Source organism: Actinokineospora xionganensis, assembly GCF_014323725.1.
GTDB classification, from domain to species: domain Bacteria; phylum Actinomycetota; class Actinomycetes; order Mycobacteriales; family Pseudonocardiaceae; genus Actinokineospora; species Actinokineospora xionganensis.
Genome location: NZ_JABVED010000014.1, coordinates 106,992 through 126,170, shown reverse-complemented (window position 1 = coordinate 126,170; position 19,179 = coordinate 106,992). Strand labels below are relative to the sequence as shown.

The following is a 19,179-nucleotide window of genomic DNA, read 5'->3' as shown; positions in this document are numbered from 1 at the left end:
AACTCCCGGCGGGAAGTCGACACGCTGGTGGGCATGGCCATCTCACGGCCCGCTACTCCTGCTCGGCGAGGCGTGCCAAGTCGTCGATGGTTTCCTCGCGCACCGACCGCACCCTGAGCCGGGTCCACCGGCGCAGCGGGTACGAGTCGAGCACGGGATGGGCGGGGACTTCGCGCGCGGCCAGGCTCGGGCATGACTCCCGAACGCACAGTCGCTGTTCGAGCAGCGCGATCAGCTGGGCGCGCTCGATCTCGCCCACCAAGTCCTCCAACACGGCCCGGACCTCGGGGTCCTGGTTGAGTCGAAGACTGGTGAAGCGGTTGGTCAGCAGGGTGACCGCTTCGTCGCCGCGGGCCCGGGCGAACAGGTCGAGGACGTCGTCCGCGGACCTGGCCCGGGCCGCCCGGGGCAGCAGGCCGAGGCCGCTCACGGCCCCCTGAACCGCCGCGGCGGCCATGAGGGGAATCCCGAACGCCCACACGAGCAGCGCCGGGGGAGTGGGTCCGTAGAGCTCGGGCATCACGGTGATCATGGCCGCGCCGAGCACAGCGATCACGATGGCGACCAACGTGTAGCCCGCCAATCGGAGGACCACTGACCGCAGTGTCGCGCTCAGGTAATCCAGGATCAGCCTGCGCGGGCTCGTGCCGGCCACCCACACCTGCTCGACGCGCTCGCGGAACCAGCCGGGCAGCCGTGCCGTGCCGATGGTGACCAGTAGCGCGGGGAGAATGAGCCAGAGAGCCGGATGGATGCCGATCCCGCGGCGGGCCACCCAGATCACCGCGGGGGCCCACAGCGCGCCGTAGGCGGAAAGCGCCAGCGCCGGGATACTCGGGCCGCCCATCAGTGCCCCTACGGAGGCGGTACACAACAAGGTGTTCAGGACGAGCATGATCGTGATCACCGCGCCGCGCCACAGCCGGTCTTCCAATGGTGGCGCTGGGTAGGCGCCGAGCCTGCCGCCACGGCGCAGCGCGGCGGTGGAGAACAGCGTCCGCAGAACGGCCGCCGCCGCCACCACGATGAAGACCTGGGCGACGAGCCACGCCACCGAGTCCAGGACGAGGGCCCGCGTGTCCGAGGCCGTCATCACGGCCAGTGTGCCGCCGACCGAGAAGCCGAGCGCGAGCGGCATCGCGAAGGTCAGCAGGGCGAGCAGACGCAGGAACTCCGCAGGGCGCGCGAGCCGCTTGACCTGGGCGACCGTCGAAGCACGCTTGGTGTAGAGGGCCGAGGTGCTCGCGACGCCGAGCAGCGTCCGACGGATCTGTCCCCGCATCGTGTCGGTGAGGTCCGGCAGTGACCCCGCCGCCCGGAAAGCGCCTTCGCGCAGGTAGTCGTTTCGGGAGCGGAATGCCTCGGTCAACAGGTGTTCGGCGGTCGGGGTGCTCGCGATGCTCACGAAGGCCAAGGAACGCCGCTTGTCGAGCCGATGGCCCTGGGACCAGGCGCTGGTCAGGAGATCGTCCACCAGCGTGCGCATCTCGGCCGGAACCCGGCCCGGGTTGATCTCCAGTCCCGTCGCCAGGATTCCCAGCAGGTGCAGGCAGCCGGACGGCCATCGGAACCGGTCCCCGGAGACCTCGCCGGTGTAGCGGCACAGTCTGCGGTGCGCCTCATCGATCAGGGGGATCACCGCGGGGTCTTCCTGCGACTGGAGCAGGGTGACGGCGGTTTCGCGCCACTGGTCATTGTCGATCAGCGCGGTCACCGGCACCCGGGCGAAGTCGCGGATCACCACGCAGGTCGCGAAATACTCCTGGAAGCGACGGTGGACAAACGAGAAGGTCGGCTCGTTCCCGGCGTTGGTGTCGCCGCGGCCGAGCTTCGAGTACTCCAGCACGTCGAGCACGGTGGTGAGCGAGGTGGGTGCCAGCCGCTCCATGGACGAGGCCAGCCCGCGCAGCGTCGATCGCTCCGGGGTGAGGCCCATCCGCGGGGTCGCGGCCATCAGGAACGCGACCTCCTCGGCGCCCGCCCTGACGAACTCGACTCCGACCCCGAACCGCGCCTCTATCCGCTCGGCGTCGCGGCGCAGTCGGTGCGCCAGGTACTCCTCGAACACCGAGTGCGAACTCGCGGGGAACTCGACACCGTTGCGCAGGTGTTCGCACAGCAGGCCAAGGAACATGGGGTTCCCGGCGAAGGTCGTGATGTCCCGCGAAGCGGTCGCCAGTCCCGCGCGCAGCGCCCGGTCGACCGGGCGCTGCAGGTCGGCGCGGGTGATGAGCCGCTGCTGCTGGCGCTGCGACAGCCGCAGGATGCGGAAGCGGGTGAACTGGACGATGTCCGGGCTGCTGAAGTCGCGGGACGCCACGATGCCCCGACACCGGGTGAACGGCCCGAGGAAACCGGCGATCGCCCGCGCGTACCGGGGCGCGATCTCGCGGGCGTCCTCAGCGGAGAGGAGGTCCGGTATCTCGTCGAACGAGTCGAAGAGGAACAGCCAGGTGCCCTCCTCCAGCCCCCGGTCGAACTCCTCGTCGAGCACATCTTGCACGTCGCGGCTGTTGACCTCGTTGAGCGTGGTGAGCACGAAGCGGCGGATCTCGTCGGGTGAGACCTGCTCTGGGCGTACGTCGAGGGACTTCAGGTTGAGGTAGAGCGGGATCACGGAGCGCGGATCCCGACTGTCCGCCGCGCTTCGGGCCAGTTTCCGGGCAAGGTGGCGCAGCGCTACGCTCTTACCCGCGCCCGGCTCGCCTTCGAGCAGGACCAGCGGCTCCGCGCTGCGAGCCAGGGCACTCGACAGGGACTTGACTCGCTGCAGCTGCGCGCGGCGGAACGGCATCAGCTTGCGCAGCCACCGGCCGCGCCAACTCCGCTCCACCTCGACTTCGGCTTCCAGCTCGGCGTACTTCTCGTCGCGCCAGTCCTCCTGCAGCTCCAAGTGCCGCAGTTGGTCATCGACATGCGTGGCGAACATCCGCCGCCTGCGCTGCCTGCGCCGCTCGGCGCTCACCCGGCGCCGGGCGATCCACGTCGTGAAGATCCAGCACTGGCGCACCAGCGGGGCCAGCGGTTTGATGATGGTCAGCACCACGCCGAGCAGGAGCAGTCCTGCCAGGACCGCGATGAACGCAGCAGGCAACCGCCAGCCCAGCACGGCGAGATAGTCGTTGATCAGCTTGAGTGGGCTGTCGCCGCTTGCGGACTCGACGGCGAACCCGGTGTGACGCTGCATGCGAGTCCAAGGTCGACAGAGAGGTGTCAGACCACTACATCGCGTCGAAGATCGGGTCGTTACGAACGCGGGCCCCGGCGCGCGCACCGGGACCCGCCGCTCGGTCAGCTCAGCTTGTCGGGAAGTTGTCCGCGGTCCGCATCCGTTCACGGATCCACACGCCCGCGGGCTTGAGCCGCGAGGTGCCCGCGTACGGGCCGCCAGGGCAGGTCCCCGGCTGGAAGACCGCACCCGAGCGCTGGTCGTCGGAGAAGTTCCAGTTGACCCAGCTGATCTTCTTCGTCGCCATCAAGTCCAGGTACCGCTGCGACATGGTGAAGTTGTTCGCGCCGTCACCGCTGTAGTCCTGGGTGCCGAACTCCGTGACGAACACCGGGATCCGGTCGGCCGCCCGCGAGAGCGTGTTGAGGTACTCGTCGGTGTGGGAGGCGGCGTAGAAGTGGAAGACGTACATGATGTTGGCCGCCGCCACCGGATTGTTGACGACCTCGGCCTCGCTGCCGCCCTCGGACACGCCGAGCGACGACCACGCGCGGGTGCCGACCAGGATAGGCGTCTGCGGGTCGTGCGCGCGGATCACCGGGATCAGCTCCTGGGCGTAGGACTTGATCCGCGACCAGCTCACGCCACTGGGCTCGTTGGCGATCTCGTAGAGCAGGTTCGTCTTGTTGTTGTGCCGCTGGGCGATCTCGGTGAAGAAGGTCTTGGCACGGCTCAGGTTGTGGTACGGGTCGCCCGGGCTGAGCATGTGCCAGTCCACGATCGCGTACATCCCGCGGGCCGTGGCCTGCTCGATGATCGAGTGGACCAGATCGGTGTAGTAGCGCGGGTTGGTCTCATACCCGCCTTCCTGGATGTACATCGAGATCCGCAGGACATCGCCGTTCCAGTCCGTGGCGAGCGCGTCGAGCGAGGCGCCGCTGACGCAGTTGCTGTACCACTGCAGTCCATGCGTGCTGGCGCCGCGCAGCTGGATCGGTTTTCCGTACTGGTTGCACAGTTTCGTGCCGCAGACCTTCAGCTGGCCGTTGATCGCGGCGGGTGTCGAGCCTGCGGTCGGGCCGCCGATCGTGAGGCTGTCGAGGTTCGGCCCGCCGGTGGCGGCGACCGCGGTGGCCCGGATCCGGTTGGTGCCCGCGGCCAGCGTCGCGGTGGTCGACGCGGTCTTCCACGTCGACCAGGCGCCCGTGGGGCCGAAGGCGAGGTCGTCGGCGGCGAGCGCCCCGTTGACCCGGATATCCATCGGCCGGTTGGCCGTGGTGCCGTTGGCGAAGCGGAAGGTCAACGTGGTCGGCCCCGCCGCGGCGGCGGTCACGGTGAACTCGGCGTAGCTGCCGCTCACGTTGTGGTAGTTGACGAACCCGGTCCCGGTGAAGCCGGCGTGGTTGGACTCGACCACCCCCTGGGACACGGTCGCGGCTTCGGCCTGGTGCACCGTCGGAGCGGCGGACACCGGCTGGGTCGGCAGGACGATCGCCACCATCGCGGTGGCGGCCCCCAAGGCGAGAAAGGCACCGGTCGTTCGCGAACGTGGTTTGGCGAAGGGTCGCACGTCGTTCCTCCTTGTTGTCAGAGCTCTCCCGGTTGGTGTGCGGCGATCAGGCGCCGCACTTGCGCGCGCATCGCCTCCTGGGCGGGTCGGTCCGCCCCGAGTGTGTCCATCGCCAGCAGGGCGGCGCCCACGACCGGCGGATCGGTGACCAGCGTGATCTCCGCGCGCGGCGCTTCGGCGTGCAGACCGGCGCTGACCAGTTGGAACAGCAGTGGGTCGAGGGCGCGGAGCACCCCGCCGCCGAGCACCACGGTGGCAGGCGCGGCGAGCAGGTCGAGCCTGCGCAGCGCGGCGGTGGCCAGGGCGACGATCTCGTCGGCCTGCCTGGCCACCACCGAACGCGCCACCTCGTCGCCCGCCGCCGAGACCCGGAACAGCACCGGGCTCAGCTCGCCCAGCCGCCGCGGGGAGATCTCGCCGAGGTGCACGGCGGCGGACACCTCGGCGGCGGTGCTGCGGTCGAAGTGCCCGGCCACGGCGGCGACCAGGGCGGTCGCCTGGCCGCGGCCGTCCTCGGCCCGGGCGGCGTGCCACAGCGCGAGCGCACCGAGGTGCTGGCCACCGCCCCAGTCGCCGGAGACGTGGCCGAGTGCGGGAAACCGGACCATCCGGCCGTCCGCCGCGCGGCCCAGGCAGTTGATCCCCGCCCCGCACACCACCGCGACGGCGTCGGGGGCTTCGGTGCCCGCCCGCAACAGCGCCGCCATGTCGTTGTCCACAATGGACTTGTCGGCCCAGTCCGCCGTCTCGACCGCCGCGGTGAGCGCGGCGACCTCGACCGGCAGGTCCGCTCCCGCCAGGCAGACGACAGCCAGTTCCGGGCGCCTGCCGTCGCCGACGCCGCGCACCAGCTGCGTGAGCTTGCCCATCACCGCGGACAGCCCGCCCGAGGTCTGGTGGTTGGTCCCGCCGCCCCGGGCGAAGCCCACGACCTGCCCGTCGGTGTCGCCGACCAGCACCTCGGTCTTGGAGTTGCCGCCGTCCACGGCGAGGAACACGCTCATCTGGCCCAGGCCAGGTGTGCGGCGTTCTCGGCCAGCAGCCGGTCGGTCAGCTGCTCGGCGAGGTCGAACTGGCCGACCAGCGGATGCGCCAGCAGGGCGCGGAACACCCGGTCGCGTCCGCCATGGACCGCGGCTTGGACCGCGAGTTCCTCGTAGCCGGACACGTGGCCGACCAGACCCGCGAGGTCGGGCCCGAGCGGCGCGGTCGGCAGCGGCGTCGCGCCCAGCGCCCCCACCCGGCAGGACACCTCGACGACCGCGTCGTCGGCCAGGTTCGGCAGCGTCCCGTCGTTGCGCACGTTGACCGCGTGCACCGCCTGGTCGTCCCCGGCGAGTGAGGCGATCAGCCCGACCGCGGCCTCCGAGTAGTACGCGCCACCACGCTCGCCGAGCAGGGCCGGTTTGGTGTCCAGCAGGGGATCGGCGTACATGGCCAGCAGTTCGCGCTCGATGTCGGCGACCCGCTGCCCGCGTGACGGGGTTGCGCGCTGTTCGGTGACAACCTCGTCGTGGCAGTAGAAGTAGCGCAGGTAGTAGGACGGGATCGTGCCGGTCAGCTCCAGGATCCGTGATGGAAGCCGGACCTGCTCGGCCAGCGCGCCAACGTGCTCGGCGAGCAGGTCCGGCAGCCGGTCGGTCCCGCCGACGGTGACCGCGCGCTCCCAACTCAGGTGGTTGAGGCCGACATGGTCGAGCACGACCTCGCCCGCCCGCACGTCCAGCAGCCCCGCGACGTGGCGCTGCAGGCCGATCGCGACGTTGCACAGCCCGACGGCGCGGTGGCCGTCATCGAGCAGCGCCCGGGTGACGATGCCGACCGGGTTGGTGAACGCCACGACCCAGGCCCCGGGCGCGGCCAGTTCGCGGGCGCGCCGGGCGATGTCGAGCACGACCGGCACCGTCCGCATGGCCTTCGCCAGCCCGCCGGCCCCCGTGGTCTCCTGACCGACGCAGCCGCAGTCCAGCGGGAACGTCTCGTCGCTGATCCGGGCGGCCTGCCCGCCCACCCGTAGCTGGATGACCACCATGTCCGCGTCGGTGAGCCCCGCGTCGAGATCATCTGTCCAATTGAGACGGCCGGGATGGCCGTGCCGGGCGAGGATGCGCCGGGCGAACGGGCCGATCACGGCCAGCCGGTCGGCCGCCGGGTCGATCAGCACCAGCTCGTCGAACGGGCCGGAGCGGGCGAACCCGTCGACCAGTTCGGGCGTGTACGTCGACCCGCCGCCGACGACGGCCACCTTCATCCCTTCACCCCCGTGAGTGTGACGCCCTGTACGAATGCCTTCTGGGCGAAGAAGAAAACGATGATCACCGGTGCCATCACCAGCACAGTGGCCGCCATGACGAGGTTCCATTCGACGTGGTGCAGATGTTTGAACTGCGACAGCGCCAGCGAGAGCGTCCAGTACTCCTGGCTCTCGCTGGTGTAGAGCAGCGGCCCGTAGTAGTCGTTCCAGGTGAAGAAGAACTGGAAGATCGCGGTGGCGGCGATGCCCGGCCGGGCCATCGGCAGCACGACCCGCAGCAGCACCTGCCACTCGCCGCAGCCGTCGATGCGGGCCGCGTCGAGGTAGTCGGCCGGGATGGTCAGCAGGAACTGGCGCAGCAGGAAGATGCTGAACGCGTCGCCCGCCAGCATCGGCAGGATCAGCGGCCACAGGGTGCCGGTCAGGCCGACGTCGGCCCACATCAGGTAAAGCGGCACCGTGACCACCTGGGGCGGCAGCATCATCATGCAGATGATCACGACGAACGTCGCGTTGCTGCCGCGCCACCGCAGCTTCGCCAGCGCATAGGCGGCGGGCACGCTGGAGAGCAGCATGAACAGTGTCGCCAGCACGCTGTACATCAGCGTGTTCCCCAGATACCGCAGCATCGGGACCTGGGTGAAGATCGTGACGAAGTTCTCCGGGTGCCACGACGACGGCCACCAGTCGCTCGTCAGCGCCTGCTCGCTCGTCATGAACGAGGTCAGGAGCACGAAGCCGAACGGCGCCAGGAACATCACGGCCACGGCGATCAGGATGCTGTGCCGGGCGACGCCCACCAGCCAGGACTGCCTCATCCGCGCTCACCTCCGGTGACGAACACCCGGAACCGGCGCAGCAGGACCAGGGTCACCGCGAAGGCGACCAGGAACAACATGACGGCGAGCGCGTTCGCGTAACCCATGTCGTAGAAGCGGAAACCCGAGACGTACAGGTGCATCGGGTAGGTCAGCAGCGCCTGGTCGGGGTAGCCGAACGTCGACGAGATGCCGCCGCCCGTGGTGGCCTTGCCGCTGGCCACGCTCGCCGCGACCGCGGCCTGGGTGAAGAACTGCAGCGTCTGGATCACGCCGGTGATGCCGGCGAACATCAGCACCGGGGAGATCGACGGCAGGGTGATGAACCGGAACTTCTGCCAGCTGCTCGCGCCGTCGATCGAGGCGGCCTCGTACAGCGGCTTCGGCACGTCGAGCAGCCCGGCCAGGAAGATCACCATCAGGTCGCCGACCGCCCAGGTGCCCAGCAGCACCAGTGATGGTTTGGCCCACTCCGGCGAGTCGAACCACAGTGGACCGTCCACACCGAACACCGCGAGCAGCTCGTTCACCGGCCCCGTGGCCGGGTTGAACAGGAACACGAACGCGATGGTCGCGGCGACCGGGGGAGCGAGGGCGGGCAGGTAGAAGATGATCCGGAAGACCGACCCGCCGCGCTTCACCGTGGTCAGCAGCATGGCCGTCGCCAGCGCCGCCAGCATCCGCGCGGGCACCAGGAAGGCCACCAGCCACAGCGTGTTCGCTGCCGCCTTCCACGCCGTCTGGTCGCTGCCGAAGAGGTGCTCATAGTTGCGCAGACCCACCCAGACCGGGGCGGTGAGCAGGTCGAACCGGGTGAACGAGAAGTAGATGGCCGACAGCAGCGGGTAGATGAGGAAGACCGAGATCCCGATGAGCGCGGGAGCCAGGAAGCTGAGCACGGTCAGCCGGTGCCGCCACCGCCGCCGGTCAGCTCGGCGGCGGTGGGGCACCCCCCGGCTGGGAACCGCGGGCCGCGTGACGCCGGCGATTGTCGCCGCCATCAGCGCCCGAGTTCCAACGCCTGGTCGATCCGGGTGTCCAGGTCGGTCAGACCCTTCTTGAGGTCGGGGTGCTTGCCGCCGAGGTAGGCGTCCACGAACTCCTGGGTCAGCTCCACGTACTTCGGCCCGGCCGCGTTCGGCGGCGTGGTCGCCGTCTTGGGGTGGGCGAAGATGTCCAGGAACGTCTTGAAGTGCGGGTCCGTCTCGAGTTTGTCCGACTTGAGCGCGTCGCGGGTGCTCGGCACGTTCTTGATCGCGTTCGACAGCGTGACGATCGAGTCCGTGTTCGTGGTCAGATACCGGACCAGTTCCCAAGCCGCTTCCGGGTTCTTGGCGTTCGCGGAGATGCCCGCGATGTTGCCGGTGACATACCCGGCGCCGTAGCGGTCCTGCTGGCCGTCGGGGACCGGGAGCGGCGCGGTGCCGAAGTCGATGGTCGGGGCCTGCTCGCGCAGGAACGCCACCCGGTACTCGCCGTCGACCGCGATCGCCACCTTCGACTGGTGGAACGCGTTGTCGGCGCTCCACTCGTCACCCAGGCCCGAGGTGAACTTCACCAGGTTGTCGTGGCCGAACCAGTCGACCAGGTCCTTGTGCCAGCGGAGCATCTCCTGCCACTGGGCGTCGGCGCCGATGGCCGACTTCTCCTCGCCGGTGAGCCACTGCGCGTTCCACACCGGCGCCATGTGCGAGGGAACGTTCTCGTAGAAGTTCAGCAGGGGCACGAAACCCGCGACCTCGATCGTGCCGTCCGGTGCGCGCTTGGTGAGCTTCTTCGCCATGTCGGACAGCTCGGCCATCGACTTCGGGGGAGCGGTGTAGCCCGCGTCGGCGAGGAGCTTCTTGTTGAAGTACAAGCCGTACACGTCTGCGAGGAACGGCATGGCGCAGCGCTTGCCGCGGTACTCGGTGTAGCTGCGAACCGTGTCCGGGAACTGGCCCAGGTCCACTTTGTCCCGCTCGATATAGGGCTTCAGGTCGCGCCAGGCCGCGCTGGAGCAGAACTTGCCGACGATGTCGGTGGAATAGGACAGGCCGACGTCGGGGCCGTTGCCCGCTGAGATCGCCTGCAGCATCTTGGTGTCGTCCTGGCCGGAAGTGATCTTCACGTCGATCTTGGGGTGCGTGGCCTTGAACGCGGCGACGGCGTCCTCGATCGACTTGGCCTCGCGGCCGGTGAAGAAGTGCCAGAACTCGACGGTGCCCGAGACATCCTGTCCGGCCGGAGCCACGGCGGTGTCCGTCGACCCTCCCGGTGTGCAGGCGGTCGTGATCAGCAATGCGGCAGCGGCGGCTAACAGGGAGCGGGTTTTCATGCGATCTCCCGGGATGGGGTGTGGGACTTACTTCCGGCCGAGCAGCGCGGCGCGAACCGCGGACAGGGTGGCGTCGAGCGCGCCCAACAGGACGACGTCGTCGGTGAGACTGGTGGCGGCCACGGTGGTTTCGAGTACGGAGACGGTGCGCAGAGCGGTGCTCACGGCGTCTTGCAGGGCGACGCCGCCCGCCTGCCCGACCTCGCCGCTGAGCACCACCAGGGGCGGGTCGAGCACCGCGACGACCGCGGCGAGCCCGACCGCGACGCGGATCGCCAGTTCGTCGAGGAACGGGGAGTCGTCGGGGCGAATGCAGGCGGCGGCCACGGCGGCGTGGCCGGTGTCGGCGGTGATTCCGTGGCGCAGCGCCAGTTCACGGATCGCCGGGCCGCCGACGAGGTCCTGGAAGTCCTGCACGCCTTGGAGCTGGCCCGGCATCCCGACCGGGATGTACCCGATCTCGCCCGCCCCGCCCCGGGCGCCGCGCAGCAGTTTGCCGCCCAGGTCGATGGCCAGACCGAGCCCGTCGCCGAGCCACAGCAGGGCGAACCCGTCGGACCCGGCCGCGATGCCCCGGCTGCGTTCGGCGACCGCGGCGAGGTTGACGTCGTTGTCGACGCTCACCTCGGTCCGCAGCCGCGAGCGGATCTCGCCGATGAGCCCCGGACGCGACCACCCCGGCACGTCGACGTAGCGGATCACGTCGGCGCGCTCGTCGTAGGAGCCGGGCACCCCGAGTTGGACGTGGTCGAGCTTGCGCAGCGGGACCCGGGCCTGCTTGCAGGCCGCGCGGATGGCGCCCGCCACGGCGTCGACCGGGTCGGTGACCTCGAAGTCGACCGCGGCCTCCTCACGCACCCGGACCTGGCCGGTGAGATCGCAGACCGCCGTGACCAGGGTGTTCGTCGGCGTGCTGAGGGTGACCGCGGCGGCGTAGGCCGCGTCCGGGTTGACCGCGTAGACGTCGGCGTTGCGGCCGGGTCCACCGGTGGTCTGCCCGACAACCTTGGCCAGGCCCGCCTCCTGGAGCCTGCGCATGACCTCGGAGGTGGTGGGCTTGGCGAGCCCGGTCAGCTCGCGCAGGTGCCCACGGGTGAGCGGGCCGTGCTCCAGCAGCAGGCCGAGCGCCGCGGTCTCATTGATCTCGCGGAGCAGGCGTGACGAGCCGGCCAGTTGATCCACGTCAGGTCCCGGTTCTTCGGCGGTGGGCGAACAATTAGTTAGGCAGACTGTCTAACTAATGGCGAAACCTAGAACTGCGGTATAGGCGGCGTCAAGGGTTCTGCCCCTTCTGGTCTAGACCAGAATTTCCCGTTTATCGGTTTGCCGTGGTCGGCTGCGTCAGTAAGATCGTCGCCGTGACTGCCGGGTCGGCCATGGGCCACGAGCGAGTAAGCGGTCCGGCGAACGCTTGACCGTCGGGCGGGCCAGAGGCCCGCCTGCTGTTGTCTCCACACGACTTCCACCTGATGTGAGCCGCGCTTCCCCGCGCCCGAAAACCAACAGTCATGGAGACAACGCACTATGCCCAACCCGTTCAACCAGCGGATCATCGACGAGTTCCGCGCCAATGCAGGCCAGGTCGGCGGCCAGTTCGAAGGTTCCCGCCTGCTCCTGCTCACCACCACGGGCGCCCGCTCCGGCGTCCGGCACACGACCCCGGTCAGCTACCTGCCCGACGGAGGTGACCGTGTGCTCGTCATCGCCTCCGCGAGTGGTTCGTCGAAACCCCCGCACTGGTACACCAACCTGGTGGCGGATCCGCTGGTCCAGGTCGAGGACGGTGTGTTCACCTACGAGGCCAGGGCGACCGTCCTGACCGGCGCCGAACGCGACGAGGCCTACGCCCGCGCGGCCGAGGGCGACCCCGAGTGGGCCGAGTACGAAGCCATGACGGACCGGATCATTCCCGTGGTGGCCTTGGAGCAGGTCTCCGGCGGGCCGCCGAACGGCGCGACGTTCGGCGAGGCCCTCAAGGCCATCCACGGCGCGTTCCGTCGGGAACTCGCACTGATCCGCGGCGAGATCGCCGAGTCCGGACCGCGGCTGGGCGCGCAGCTGCGGGTGAACTGCCTGACGATGTGCCATGGGCTGCACATCCATCACACCCACGAGGATCAGGGGATGTTCTCGGCGCTGGAGGCGGGCCACCCCGAGCTCGCCCCGACCCTGGACCGGCTGCGGGCTGAGCACGTGAAGATCACGGCCCTCCTCGCCGACCTCCAGTCGGTCATCTCCACCGTCGGCGCGGACACCCAGGTGGTGCTCGCCGAGGTCGAGCGGCTCACCGAGGAGCTTGAACGCCACCTCGACTACGAGGAGGAGCAGCTGATCCCGGTCATCGACGGCGTCGCCTGACGAGTGGTCGCCTGCCAGACAGCGTGAGAGAGTTTGGGTGTCACTCTCTCACGGAGGTGCGGATGAACCCGGTCGATCGGTCCCGCGACACTTCAGCTGACGACTTCGTGGGGGACCCGGAGACCCAACCGTGCCCACTCGGGCCGGACTCGGTGGCCTGGCGCGTCGGTGGCGACCGGCGCGCCATCCTCGCCGGTGGGGCGGCTCTGCTGCTGCAGGTCGCCCACCCGGTTGTCGGCGCGGGGGTGAAGGAGCACTCGAACTTCCGCGAGGACCCATGGAAGCGGCTCGACGACACCCTGCAGTCGCTGTTCTCCCTCATCTTCGCAGGCGACCGGGCCCTCGACGAAGCCGCCCGGCTGCGGGAACTGCACAAGTCGATCAAGGGCGTCGACCACCGCGGCGAGCGATATCACGCGTTGAACCCCGAGGCGTACTGGTGGGTGCACGCCACGCTCTTCGAGACCATGCTGCGGTACAAGGACATGCTCGGCGAGGAGATCAGCGCGGCGGACCAGGACCGGATGTACGCGGAGTGGCGGCAACTGGGCCGCATCCTGGGCCTGCGCGACCACCACATGCCCGACACCATCGACGGCTTCCACGACTATTTCGCCGACATGGTCGAGAACCGCTTGGAAGACAACGACTCGGTACGCGACGTCCTGGCGTCACTGCGGCTGTGGGACGTGCCGAAACCCCCGGTGTGGTTCGTCCCCGGTGTCGCCTGGACCATGGCCAAACCCCTCAACCGCGAGGTCCTGCGCTTGGCCACGGCCGGGCTGCTGCCACCGAGGATGCGCGAGATCACCGGTTTGCGGTGGTCCCCAGGCGACGAGAAACGCTTCCGTCGCCTGGGAAAGCTGATCGGCCTGGCCGGAAACCGGGCCCCCGCCCGCCTCCGGCTCTACAAGATCGCCTACGAGGCCAAGCGAACGGCGGGAATCCTGTGATCACCCTCGACGAACGCGAAGACCCCACCCAACCAGAGATCCTCGACGGCGCCTTATCGGCGTTCCTTGAGTTCGGCATCCGCCGCACCAGCATGGGCGAAGTCGCCAAACGCTCAAAGCTGAGCCCGGCAACCCTGTACCGCAGATTCGCCCAGAAAAGCGACATAGTCCGCGCCGTGGCCATCAGAGAAGCCCACCGCTTCATCGCCGACGTCGACGCCCGAATAGACCAGGACGCGTCGGCGGAGGAGCAAGTCGTGGAGGGGTTCGTCGCCTTCACCCAGGGTGTGCGACGAAACCAGCTGCTGACCCGGCTGCTGGTCACCGAGCCGGAGTTCACGCTGCCGCTGTTGACCACCGAGGCGGGCCCATTCCTGGCCCTGGGCCGCGACTACCTGGCGGCCATCACCCGACGGCTGCAGGCGGAGGGAAAGCTGCAGCCGTATGAGCCGGAACCGGTAGCCGAAATCCTCGCCCGACTCGCCCTCTCACTGGTGCTTACCCCGGACGGAGTCATCCCGGTAGATGACGTCGACGCCGCCCGCACCTTCGCCCGCACCCACATAACCCCCTTGGTGCGCTTGACATAGGTGAGAACCCACTGCTGAGTGACCGCCCACCGTTCACCAACCCCGATAACGCATGGGGCCAGCCAAACGCAAAGCCCGCAGGCAGTTCTCTAACGGTCATCCGTCCGCGACCGGGACTTGCTCTCGTCGGAGTCGGACCGGCCGAACAGCACAACGGCGACCAGCGCGTAGAGCAAGTTCCCCGCGAACCTGACAGCCGTGCGAATGGTGACCGGCTCCGAATGCCGCATCGTGGTGATGGTCATGAGTTCTCCTCTCCCCAACACCACTGTGGCCGCCCGTGCTGTCCTCCCGCGTCGTCCTGGCGTCGTCGGCCGCCATCCACCTGCGGTAGGAGTCGACCCTGAGGCCGACCCTGAGTCCAACACACGGCAAAGGGGCGTGATCCGAAGATCACGCCCCTCGTGGTTACGGCGAACGTCAGCCGTTGACCACGTTGTCGTTGCAGGCGACGTAGTCGGCGGTGTGGCCGACGGTCAGGGCCTCGATCGGGCCGTTCCACTGCCACGGCGCGACGCAGGCGTTGTCGAGGATGCTCAGGTGGTGGCCGCCGCCGTCGGTGCCCACGGTGTTGCCGTTGCAGGCGACGTAACCGGCGGTGTGGCCGGCGGTCAGGGCCTCGATCGGGCCGTTCCACTGCCACGGGGCGACGCAGAGGTTGCCCAGGATGGTCATCGAGTGGCCGTGGCCGGGCTCGGTGGCGACGTTCTGGGGGTCCGCCGTGGCGGTCCCGGCGGTTGCGAATCCGGTGATCAGTGCCGCGCCGGTAACGACCGCGGCGGCGAAAGTCCTCTTGAACAAGGGAAACCTGATTTCTGTCGGGAACGATTCACGGGTGGCGGGGCTGCCACCACGGCCACTTTGCCCACTCCACCCCGCGCCGCGCCGCCGCCACACGCACTTGTCACCCGACCCGTGTGCCCCGATCATTCGATCGGGCAAGCAAGGGGCGCACGATTACCCAGGCGGTGACGATCTTCCCGAAAGAGTCGCACGAAATTACGGCCGTCCATTCCGGACACCGCATGGCTGGGGCTGGACCGGAAATTCGCGCTGGTCGGGCCACCGTCCCAGGTGAACAGTCATCAGCAATGGGCACCGATGAGTGAACTTGTTAACCCGATAGTTGGAACCGCGCCTGGCCAAAAGTGCGACGCGGATGTACGCAGCGGAGCAAAACCATCGTCACAACCCGTGTCCCCGAACCCACGCCCAACCCGACGCCGGTCACCGGGGACCGCGGAAGACGGCCGAACTAACCGACAGCATGTCGTCGACCCCCGCGCGATCGGCTGCCGACTCCACCTCTCCGGCGCCCACCGCCGTCGGGGCGAGACCAAGCGGCTGGTGCTGTGTGTGTGGTCCGCCGCCCATGGGCGCGGTTGGCTACGCGACACCGGTCTTCAGCCGCGGCGCCGGCAGGGTCAGGATCACCACGCCGTCGGGCGGCAGGCGCAGCGGATGCATGACCGCCATCGCCCCGGGCGCGCGCACGAGACAGAGCGCCAACCAGGGCAACAGCGCGCCGCCCCAACTGGGGTGGGATCGCCCCCGTCGGGGTGGACTGGCGCCGTCGGGGTGGGCCCCGCCGCCGCCGACGACCTGCGGGCGGCCGTCACAGTGCCGTCGGTGGGTCCCAACGACCTGCTCACCCGGCGCATCACCCGCCCGCGAACGGGCAGGTCAGCGCGCGCTGACCTTTCCCGCGAGGCTCACCGCGGCGCGGAGGTCGTCGACCAGGCCTGCGTAGTCGGCATCCCGGTCGCGTGAGCGCAGGACCGCCGACGGATGGATCGTCGCCAGCACGCGGTGCCCGGCGAAGTCCCCCTCACCCGGGTCGACCAGCACACCCCGCTGCTTGGTCAGCCGGAACGCGGTCCCCAACACCGACTGCGCCGCCGTGGCGCCGAGACAGACGATGAGCCGCGGCTGCACCCGGGCCACCTCCGCCAGCAGCCACGGCCTGCAAGCCACGACCTCCGTGCGACCGGGCTTCTTGTGGATCCGCTGCTTGCCGCGCTCCTCGAACTTGAAGTGCTTGACGGCGTTGGTCAGGTAGACCATCGACCGATCGAACCCCGCCTCCTCAAGCGCCCGGTCGAGCAGCTTGCCCGCCGGACCGACGAAGGGCGCCCCCTGGAGGTCCTCCTTGTCACCCGGCTGCTCCCCGATGAGCAGCACCGTCGCGCGGCTGGGACCGTCGCCGAACACCGCCTGGGTGGCGTCCCGGTAGAGGTCGCAGCCCCGACACCCTTGGATGGCGGAGCGCAGGGTGTCGAGGTCCGCTTGGTCGGGGACGAATTCGGCCGCGCCTGGGGCTTTCATGGGTCAGGTGTTCCCCGTCCGCGCTCACTGAAACAGGGCTCAGGCGGGCTTGAGGGGGTCATGTCCCAGCGACATCAGGCGGTGCCGCCACGCGCCCTGGCCCGCTGTGGGTTCCAAGTCGTCGCGGCGTTGGCTGTGGACCTGGGCCACGACCTTTCGCATGACCTGTTCGTCCTGGTCAGTGAGGTCCCCTCGGCGTTTGCCCAGGATGTGCAGGACGTCCTGGCCGGTGGGGGAGCCCGCCTCGTCGGGCAGGGCTTCCGTGTCCGGGGTCGCCGAGTCGGTCCGCAGCCAGTCGCTGAGTTCGCGTGAAGTCATGTTCACGACGCGGTGGAACTCGTTCCAGAGGTCGTCGTCGGTCATGTCCTGATTCCTTTCCGATCAGCCGGGCATGGTCTCGCCGCCCAGGGCGGCCAGCACTTCGCCGCTGTAGTACGACGACATGCGTTCCGCGGCGAAGAAGACGTAGGACGGGGCCAGCTCATCCGGGTGGGCGGCGCGGCCCATCGGGACGTGTTCGCCGAACTTCGCGACATGGTCCGGCGACATGGTGGACGGGATCAGCGGCGTCCACACCGGCCCCGGGGCCACGCAGTTGACCCGGATCCCGCGCTTCACCAGCGTCTGCGCCATCGCGTACGTCCACGCGATGACCGCGCCCTTCGTGGCCGAGTAGTCGATGAGCTTCTTGTTGCCGCGCAACCCGTTGACCGACGCGGTGTTGATGATCGCCGACCCGTCGCCCAGGTGCGGCAGGGCCGCGTTGGTCACCCGGAAGTAGCTGTGGATGTTCACCTCGAAGGTCCGCAGCCACTGCTCGTCGGTGATGTCCTCCGGGCGCTCGACCTCTGCCTGAGTCGCCACGTTGTTCACCAGGATGTCGAGCCCGCCGAGGTGGTGGACTGCCGACTCGACGACCTCGACGCAGTGCGCGCGGGACCCCAGGTCACCAGGCAGCAGCACACACTTGGACCCCGCGTCGCGGACGAACTGGGCGGTGTCCTCGGCGTCGTCGTGTTCGCTGAGGTACGCGATGGCGATGTCGGCGCCCTCCTTGGCGAAGGCCACGGCGACCGCCCGCCCGATGCCGGAGTCGCCACCGGTGATGAGCGCGGACTTCCCCGCCAGCAACCCTCGGCCCACGTAGTCGGCCATCGTGTCCCGCGGCCGTGGTCGCATCGATTCAGTGTCGCCGGGTCGCGGCTGTTGTTGAGGTGGTTGTTCGCCGGTGCTCGTCATGGCTGCGGCTACCCGCCGCCTCGCGCGCGCAAACTGGTTAACCGTCCCGCGGGTGGGTACTCGGAACGCACCGGGGAAACGGAGGTCGCACTGTGAACAGCACTACGCTGCGTGAGGTGATCCGGCATCCAGGGCCGTTCGCCTCCGTCTATCTGGACTTCTCCCACGACACCGAGGACGCCGCGCGGCAGCTGCGGCTCAAATGGGACTCGGCGCGCGCTGAGCTGGCCGAACTGGGAGCCGACGAGCCCACCACGGCCGCGTTGGAACAGGCGTTCAGCGAGCACACCCCCGCCGAGGGCCGCGGTGGCCTCGCCCTGATCGCCGCTGGCGGCGACGTCCTGGTCGACGAGGAACTGCCCGAGCCGCCCGCGACGCCGGTTGTGCGCTGGAGTCCCCTGCCGTTCGTGCTGCCACTGCTCGACTCCGAGCCGATGCCGTACGTCCTCGCCGTGGCGGACAAGGAAGGCGCGGACCTGCTGGCGGTCGGCGCGCGGCGGATGACGGAGAAAACCGTCGACGGCGAGTCGCACCCGCTGCACAAGGTCCCCGACGGCGGCTGGTCGCACCGGTCGATGCAAAGCCGGGTCGAGGCGACGGTCAAACGCAACGCCGACGCGGTCGCCGCGGAGGTCGAGAAGCTGGTCACCGACGTGTCGGCGCGGCGCGTGCTGATCGCGGGGGAGGTGCGGGCCCGAACCGAACTGCTCGCCGCCCTGACCCCGCACCTGCGTGAGGTCGCCGTCGAACTGACCTCCGGCGGCCGCGCGGCGGGCACCGAGCGTTCCCCGCTGGCCGAGGAGATCGACCAGGTCATGTCCGGTGTCGCCGCCGAGCGCCGGGCTGAACTGCTGGAGCAATACCAGGTCGACGCCGAGCAGGGCCTGCCCGCGGTGACGGCCGCACTGCGTGAAGCCAACGCCGAAACCCTGGTGGTGGCGCCGGAGGAACTGGAAAGCCGCACGGTGTGGTGCTCACCCGCCGCACCGGCGCAAATCGGTGTGGACGACCAGGTCCTGCGCGGCCTGGGCCTACCCGACCTGGCCGAGGTCCCGGCAGCCGAGGCGCTGCCCGCCGCCGCCCTCGCCGTCGGGGCAACAGTTGTCATCGCTCCCGCGGGCATGGAACTCGCCGACGGCGTCGGCGTGCGGCCACGGCACGGGGCAGGCTGAGGAGGACGAGATGCTCAGCATGGGCGACCGCAGGCGACTCGACGAGATCGAATCGCTGACCCGCGCGGCGGACCCCGACTTCGCCGACGGGCTGCGTGACTGGGATCCCGTGCCGCCTCGCGACGACCGGCGCGCCCCAGTCGTCGCGTTGGGGATCGGGACGGCGCTGGTGCTGTTGGTGGCGACGCTTGCCGGGAGTCTGATGGTGATGTTGATGGCGACCATCGGGCTGGTTTGTGCCGTTGTGAAGTATCGGACCTGTGTTCGGCGGTCGCATTTGTGGTCTCGGGACGCTCGGTGGCGGCCTCGGTGGTGAGGTGGTGGTGAGGCCTTGGGACTCTTCTGGGCCTTGGCGGCTCGCCTGCGGCATCGCGGGTTGTGCTGTGGCGGGCTCGGAGTGCTTGAGCGCTGCTG

General features: G+C 69.3%; 19 protein-coding genes. 5 read left to right on the top strand and 14 right to left on the bottom strand.

What is annotated here, in order from left to right; all coding sequences use genetic code 11:
* Nucleotides 1–52 precede the first annotated feature (52 nt).
* The 8 genes from GPZ80_RS23485 to GPZ80_RS23450 form a co-directional block, all read right to left on the bottom strand.
* Complete coding sequence (locus GPZ80_RS23485; protein ID WP_187223227.1) at nt 53–3,187, bottom strand: NACHT domain-containing protein; 3,135 nt, start codon at nt 3,185–3,187, stop codon at nt 53–55.
* Nucleotides 3,188–3,296: 109 nt separating this feature from the next.
* Nucleotides 3,297–4,739: a cellulase family glycosylhydrolase gene (locus tag GPZ80_RS23480; RefSeq protein WP_312880523.1), complete on the bottom strand. Its 1,443-nt coding sequence runs from the start codon at nt 4,737–4,739 to the stop codon at nt 3,297–3,299.
* Nucleotides 4,740–4,756: 17 nt separating this feature from the next.
* Complete coding sequence (locus GPZ80_RS23475; RefSeq protein ID WP_187223226.1) at nt 4,757–5,743, bottom strand: N-acetylglucosamine kinase; 987 nt, start codon at nt 5,741–5,743, stop codon at nt 4,757–4,759.
* Nucleotides 5,740–6,990 carry a 6-phospho-beta-glucosidase gene (locus GPZ80_RS23470; protein ID WP_187223225.1) on the bottom strand — a complete coding sequence of 417 codons (1,251 nt, stop codon included), beginning with the start codon at nt 6,988–6,990 and terminating at the stop codon, nt 5,740–5,742. The genes GPZ80_RS23475 and GPZ80_RS23470 overlap by 4 nt, the downstream gene beginning before the upstream one ends.
* On the bottom strand, nt 6,987–7,811 hold the full coding sequence (locus tag GPZ80_RS23465) for a carbohydrate ABC transporter permease (protein WP_187223224.1): 825 nt from the start codon (nt 7,809–7,811) through the stop codon (nt 6,987–6,989). The genes GPZ80_RS23470 and GPZ80_RS23465 overlap by 4 nt, the downstream gene beginning before the upstream one ends.
* Nucleotides 7,808–8,812, bottom strand: a complete 1,005-nt coding sequence (locus tag GPZ80_RS23460) for a carbohydrate ABC transporter permease (RefSeq protein WP_187223223.1) — start codon at nt 8,810–8,812, stop codon at nt 7,808–7,810. The genes GPZ80_RS23465 and GPZ80_RS23460 overlap by 4 nt, the downstream gene beginning before the upstream one ends.
* Nucleotides 8,812–10,128, bottom strand: coding sequence for an ABC transporter substrate-binding protein (locus GPZ80_RS23455; protein ID WP_187223222.1), 1,317 nt, complete (start codon nt 10,126–10,128; stop codon nt 8,812–8,814). Before GPZ80_RS23455 ends, GPZ80_RS23460 begins: the two co-directional genes overlap by 1 nt.
* Nucleotides 10,129–10,155: 27 nt before the next feature.
* Complete coding sequence (locus tag GPZ80_RS23450) at nt 10,156–11,310, bottom strand: ROK family transcriptional regulator (protein ID WP_187223221.1); 1,155 nt, start codon at nt 11,308–11,310, stop codon at nt 10,156–10,158.
* 342 nt (nt 11,311–11,652) lie between these two features.
* Between GPZ80_RS23450 and GPZ80_RS23445 the strand changes: the two genes are divergently transcribed.
* The 3 genes from GPZ80_RS23445 (at nt 11,653) to GPZ80_RS23435 (ending at nt 14,029) form a co-directional block, all read left to right on the top strand.
* Nucleotides 11,653–12,486, top strand: coding sequence for a nitroreductase/quinone reductase family protein (locus GPZ80_RS23445; protein ID WP_187223220.1), 834 nt, complete (start codon nt 11,653–11,655; stop codon nt 12,484–12,486).
* Nucleotides 12,487–12,548: 62 nt separating this feature from the next.
* A complete protein-coding gene (locus GPZ80_RS23440) occupies nt 12,549–13,439 on the top strand; it encodes an oxygenase MpaB family protein (RefSeq protein ID WP_187223219.1) in 891 nt (296 codons plus the stop codon).
* The gene (locus GPZ80_RS23435; RefSeq protein WP_187223218.1) at nt 13,436–14,029 is read left to right on the top strand and encodes a TetR/AcrR family transcriptional regulator; all 594 of its coding nucleotides are present in this window, start codon (nt 13,436–13,438) and stop codon (nt 14,027–14,029) included. The genes GPZ80_RS23440 and GPZ80_RS23435 overlap by 4 nt, the downstream gene beginning before the upstream one ends.
* 89 nt (nt 14,030–14,118) lie before the next feature.
* Here GPZ80_RS23435 and GPZ80_RS23430 read toward each other — a convergent pair whose 3' ends face one another.
* The 6 genes from GPZ80_RS23430 to GPZ80_RS23410 form a co-directional block, all read right to left on the bottom strand.
* A complete protein-coding gene (locus GPZ80_RS23430) occupies nt 14,119–14,274 on the bottom strand; it encodes a hypothetical protein (protein WP_187223217.1) in 156 nt (51 codons plus the stop codon).
* A gap of 175 nt (nt 14,275–14,449) precedes the next feature.
* Nucleotides 14,450–14,830, bottom strand: a complete 381-nt coding sequence (locus tag GPZ80_RS23425; RefSeq protein ID WP_187223216.1) for a hypothetical protein — start codon at nt 14,828–14,830, stop codon at nt 14,450–14,452.
* Between the two features lie 585 nt (nt 14,831–15,415).
* Nucleotides 15,416–15,547, bottom strand: coding sequence for a hypothetical protein (locus GPZ80_RS33440; RefSeq protein ID WP_281401396.1), 132 nt, complete (start codon nt 15,545–15,547; stop codon nt 15,416–15,418).
* A gap of 165 nt (nt 15,548–15,712) precedes the next feature.
* Nucleotides 15,713–16,354, bottom strand: coding sequence for a UdgX family uracil-DNA binding protein (locus tag GPZ80_RS23420; protein WP_187223215.1), 642 nt, complete (start codon nt 16,352–16,354; stop codon nt 15,713–15,715).
* A 39-nt stretch (nt 16,355–16,393) separates the two neighbouring features.
* Nucleotides 16,394–16,717: a DUF3140 domain-containing protein gene (locus GPZ80_RS23415; protein ID WP_187223214.1), complete on the bottom strand. Its 324-nt coding sequence runs from the start codon at nt 16,715–16,717 to the stop codon at nt 16,394–16,396.
* Between the two features lie 18 nt (nt 16,718–16,735).
* Nucleotides 16,736–17,593: an SDR family oxidoreductase gene (locus GPZ80_RS23410; protein WP_187223213.1), complete on the bottom strand. Its 858-nt coding sequence runs from the start codon at nt 17,591–17,593 to the stop codon at nt 16,736–16,738.
* 92 nt (nt 17,594–17,685) lie between these two features.
* On the opposite strand from GPZ80_RS23410, the gene GPZ80_RS23405 reads away from it, so the two are divergent.
* A complete protein-coding gene (locus GPZ80_RS23405; protein ID WP_187223212.1) occupies nt 17,686–18,765 on the top strand; it encodes an Rv2629 family ribosome hibernation factor in 1,080 nt (359 codons plus the stop codon).
* A gap of 10 nt (nt 18,766–18,775) precedes the next feature.
* Nucleotides 18,776–19,081: a DUF3040 domain-containing protein gene (locus GPZ80_RS23400; protein ID WP_187223211.1), complete on the top strand. Its 306-nt coding sequence runs from the start codon at nt 18,776–18,778 to the stop codon at nt 19,079–19,081.
* Nucleotides 19,082–19,179: the final 98 nt, after the last annotated feature.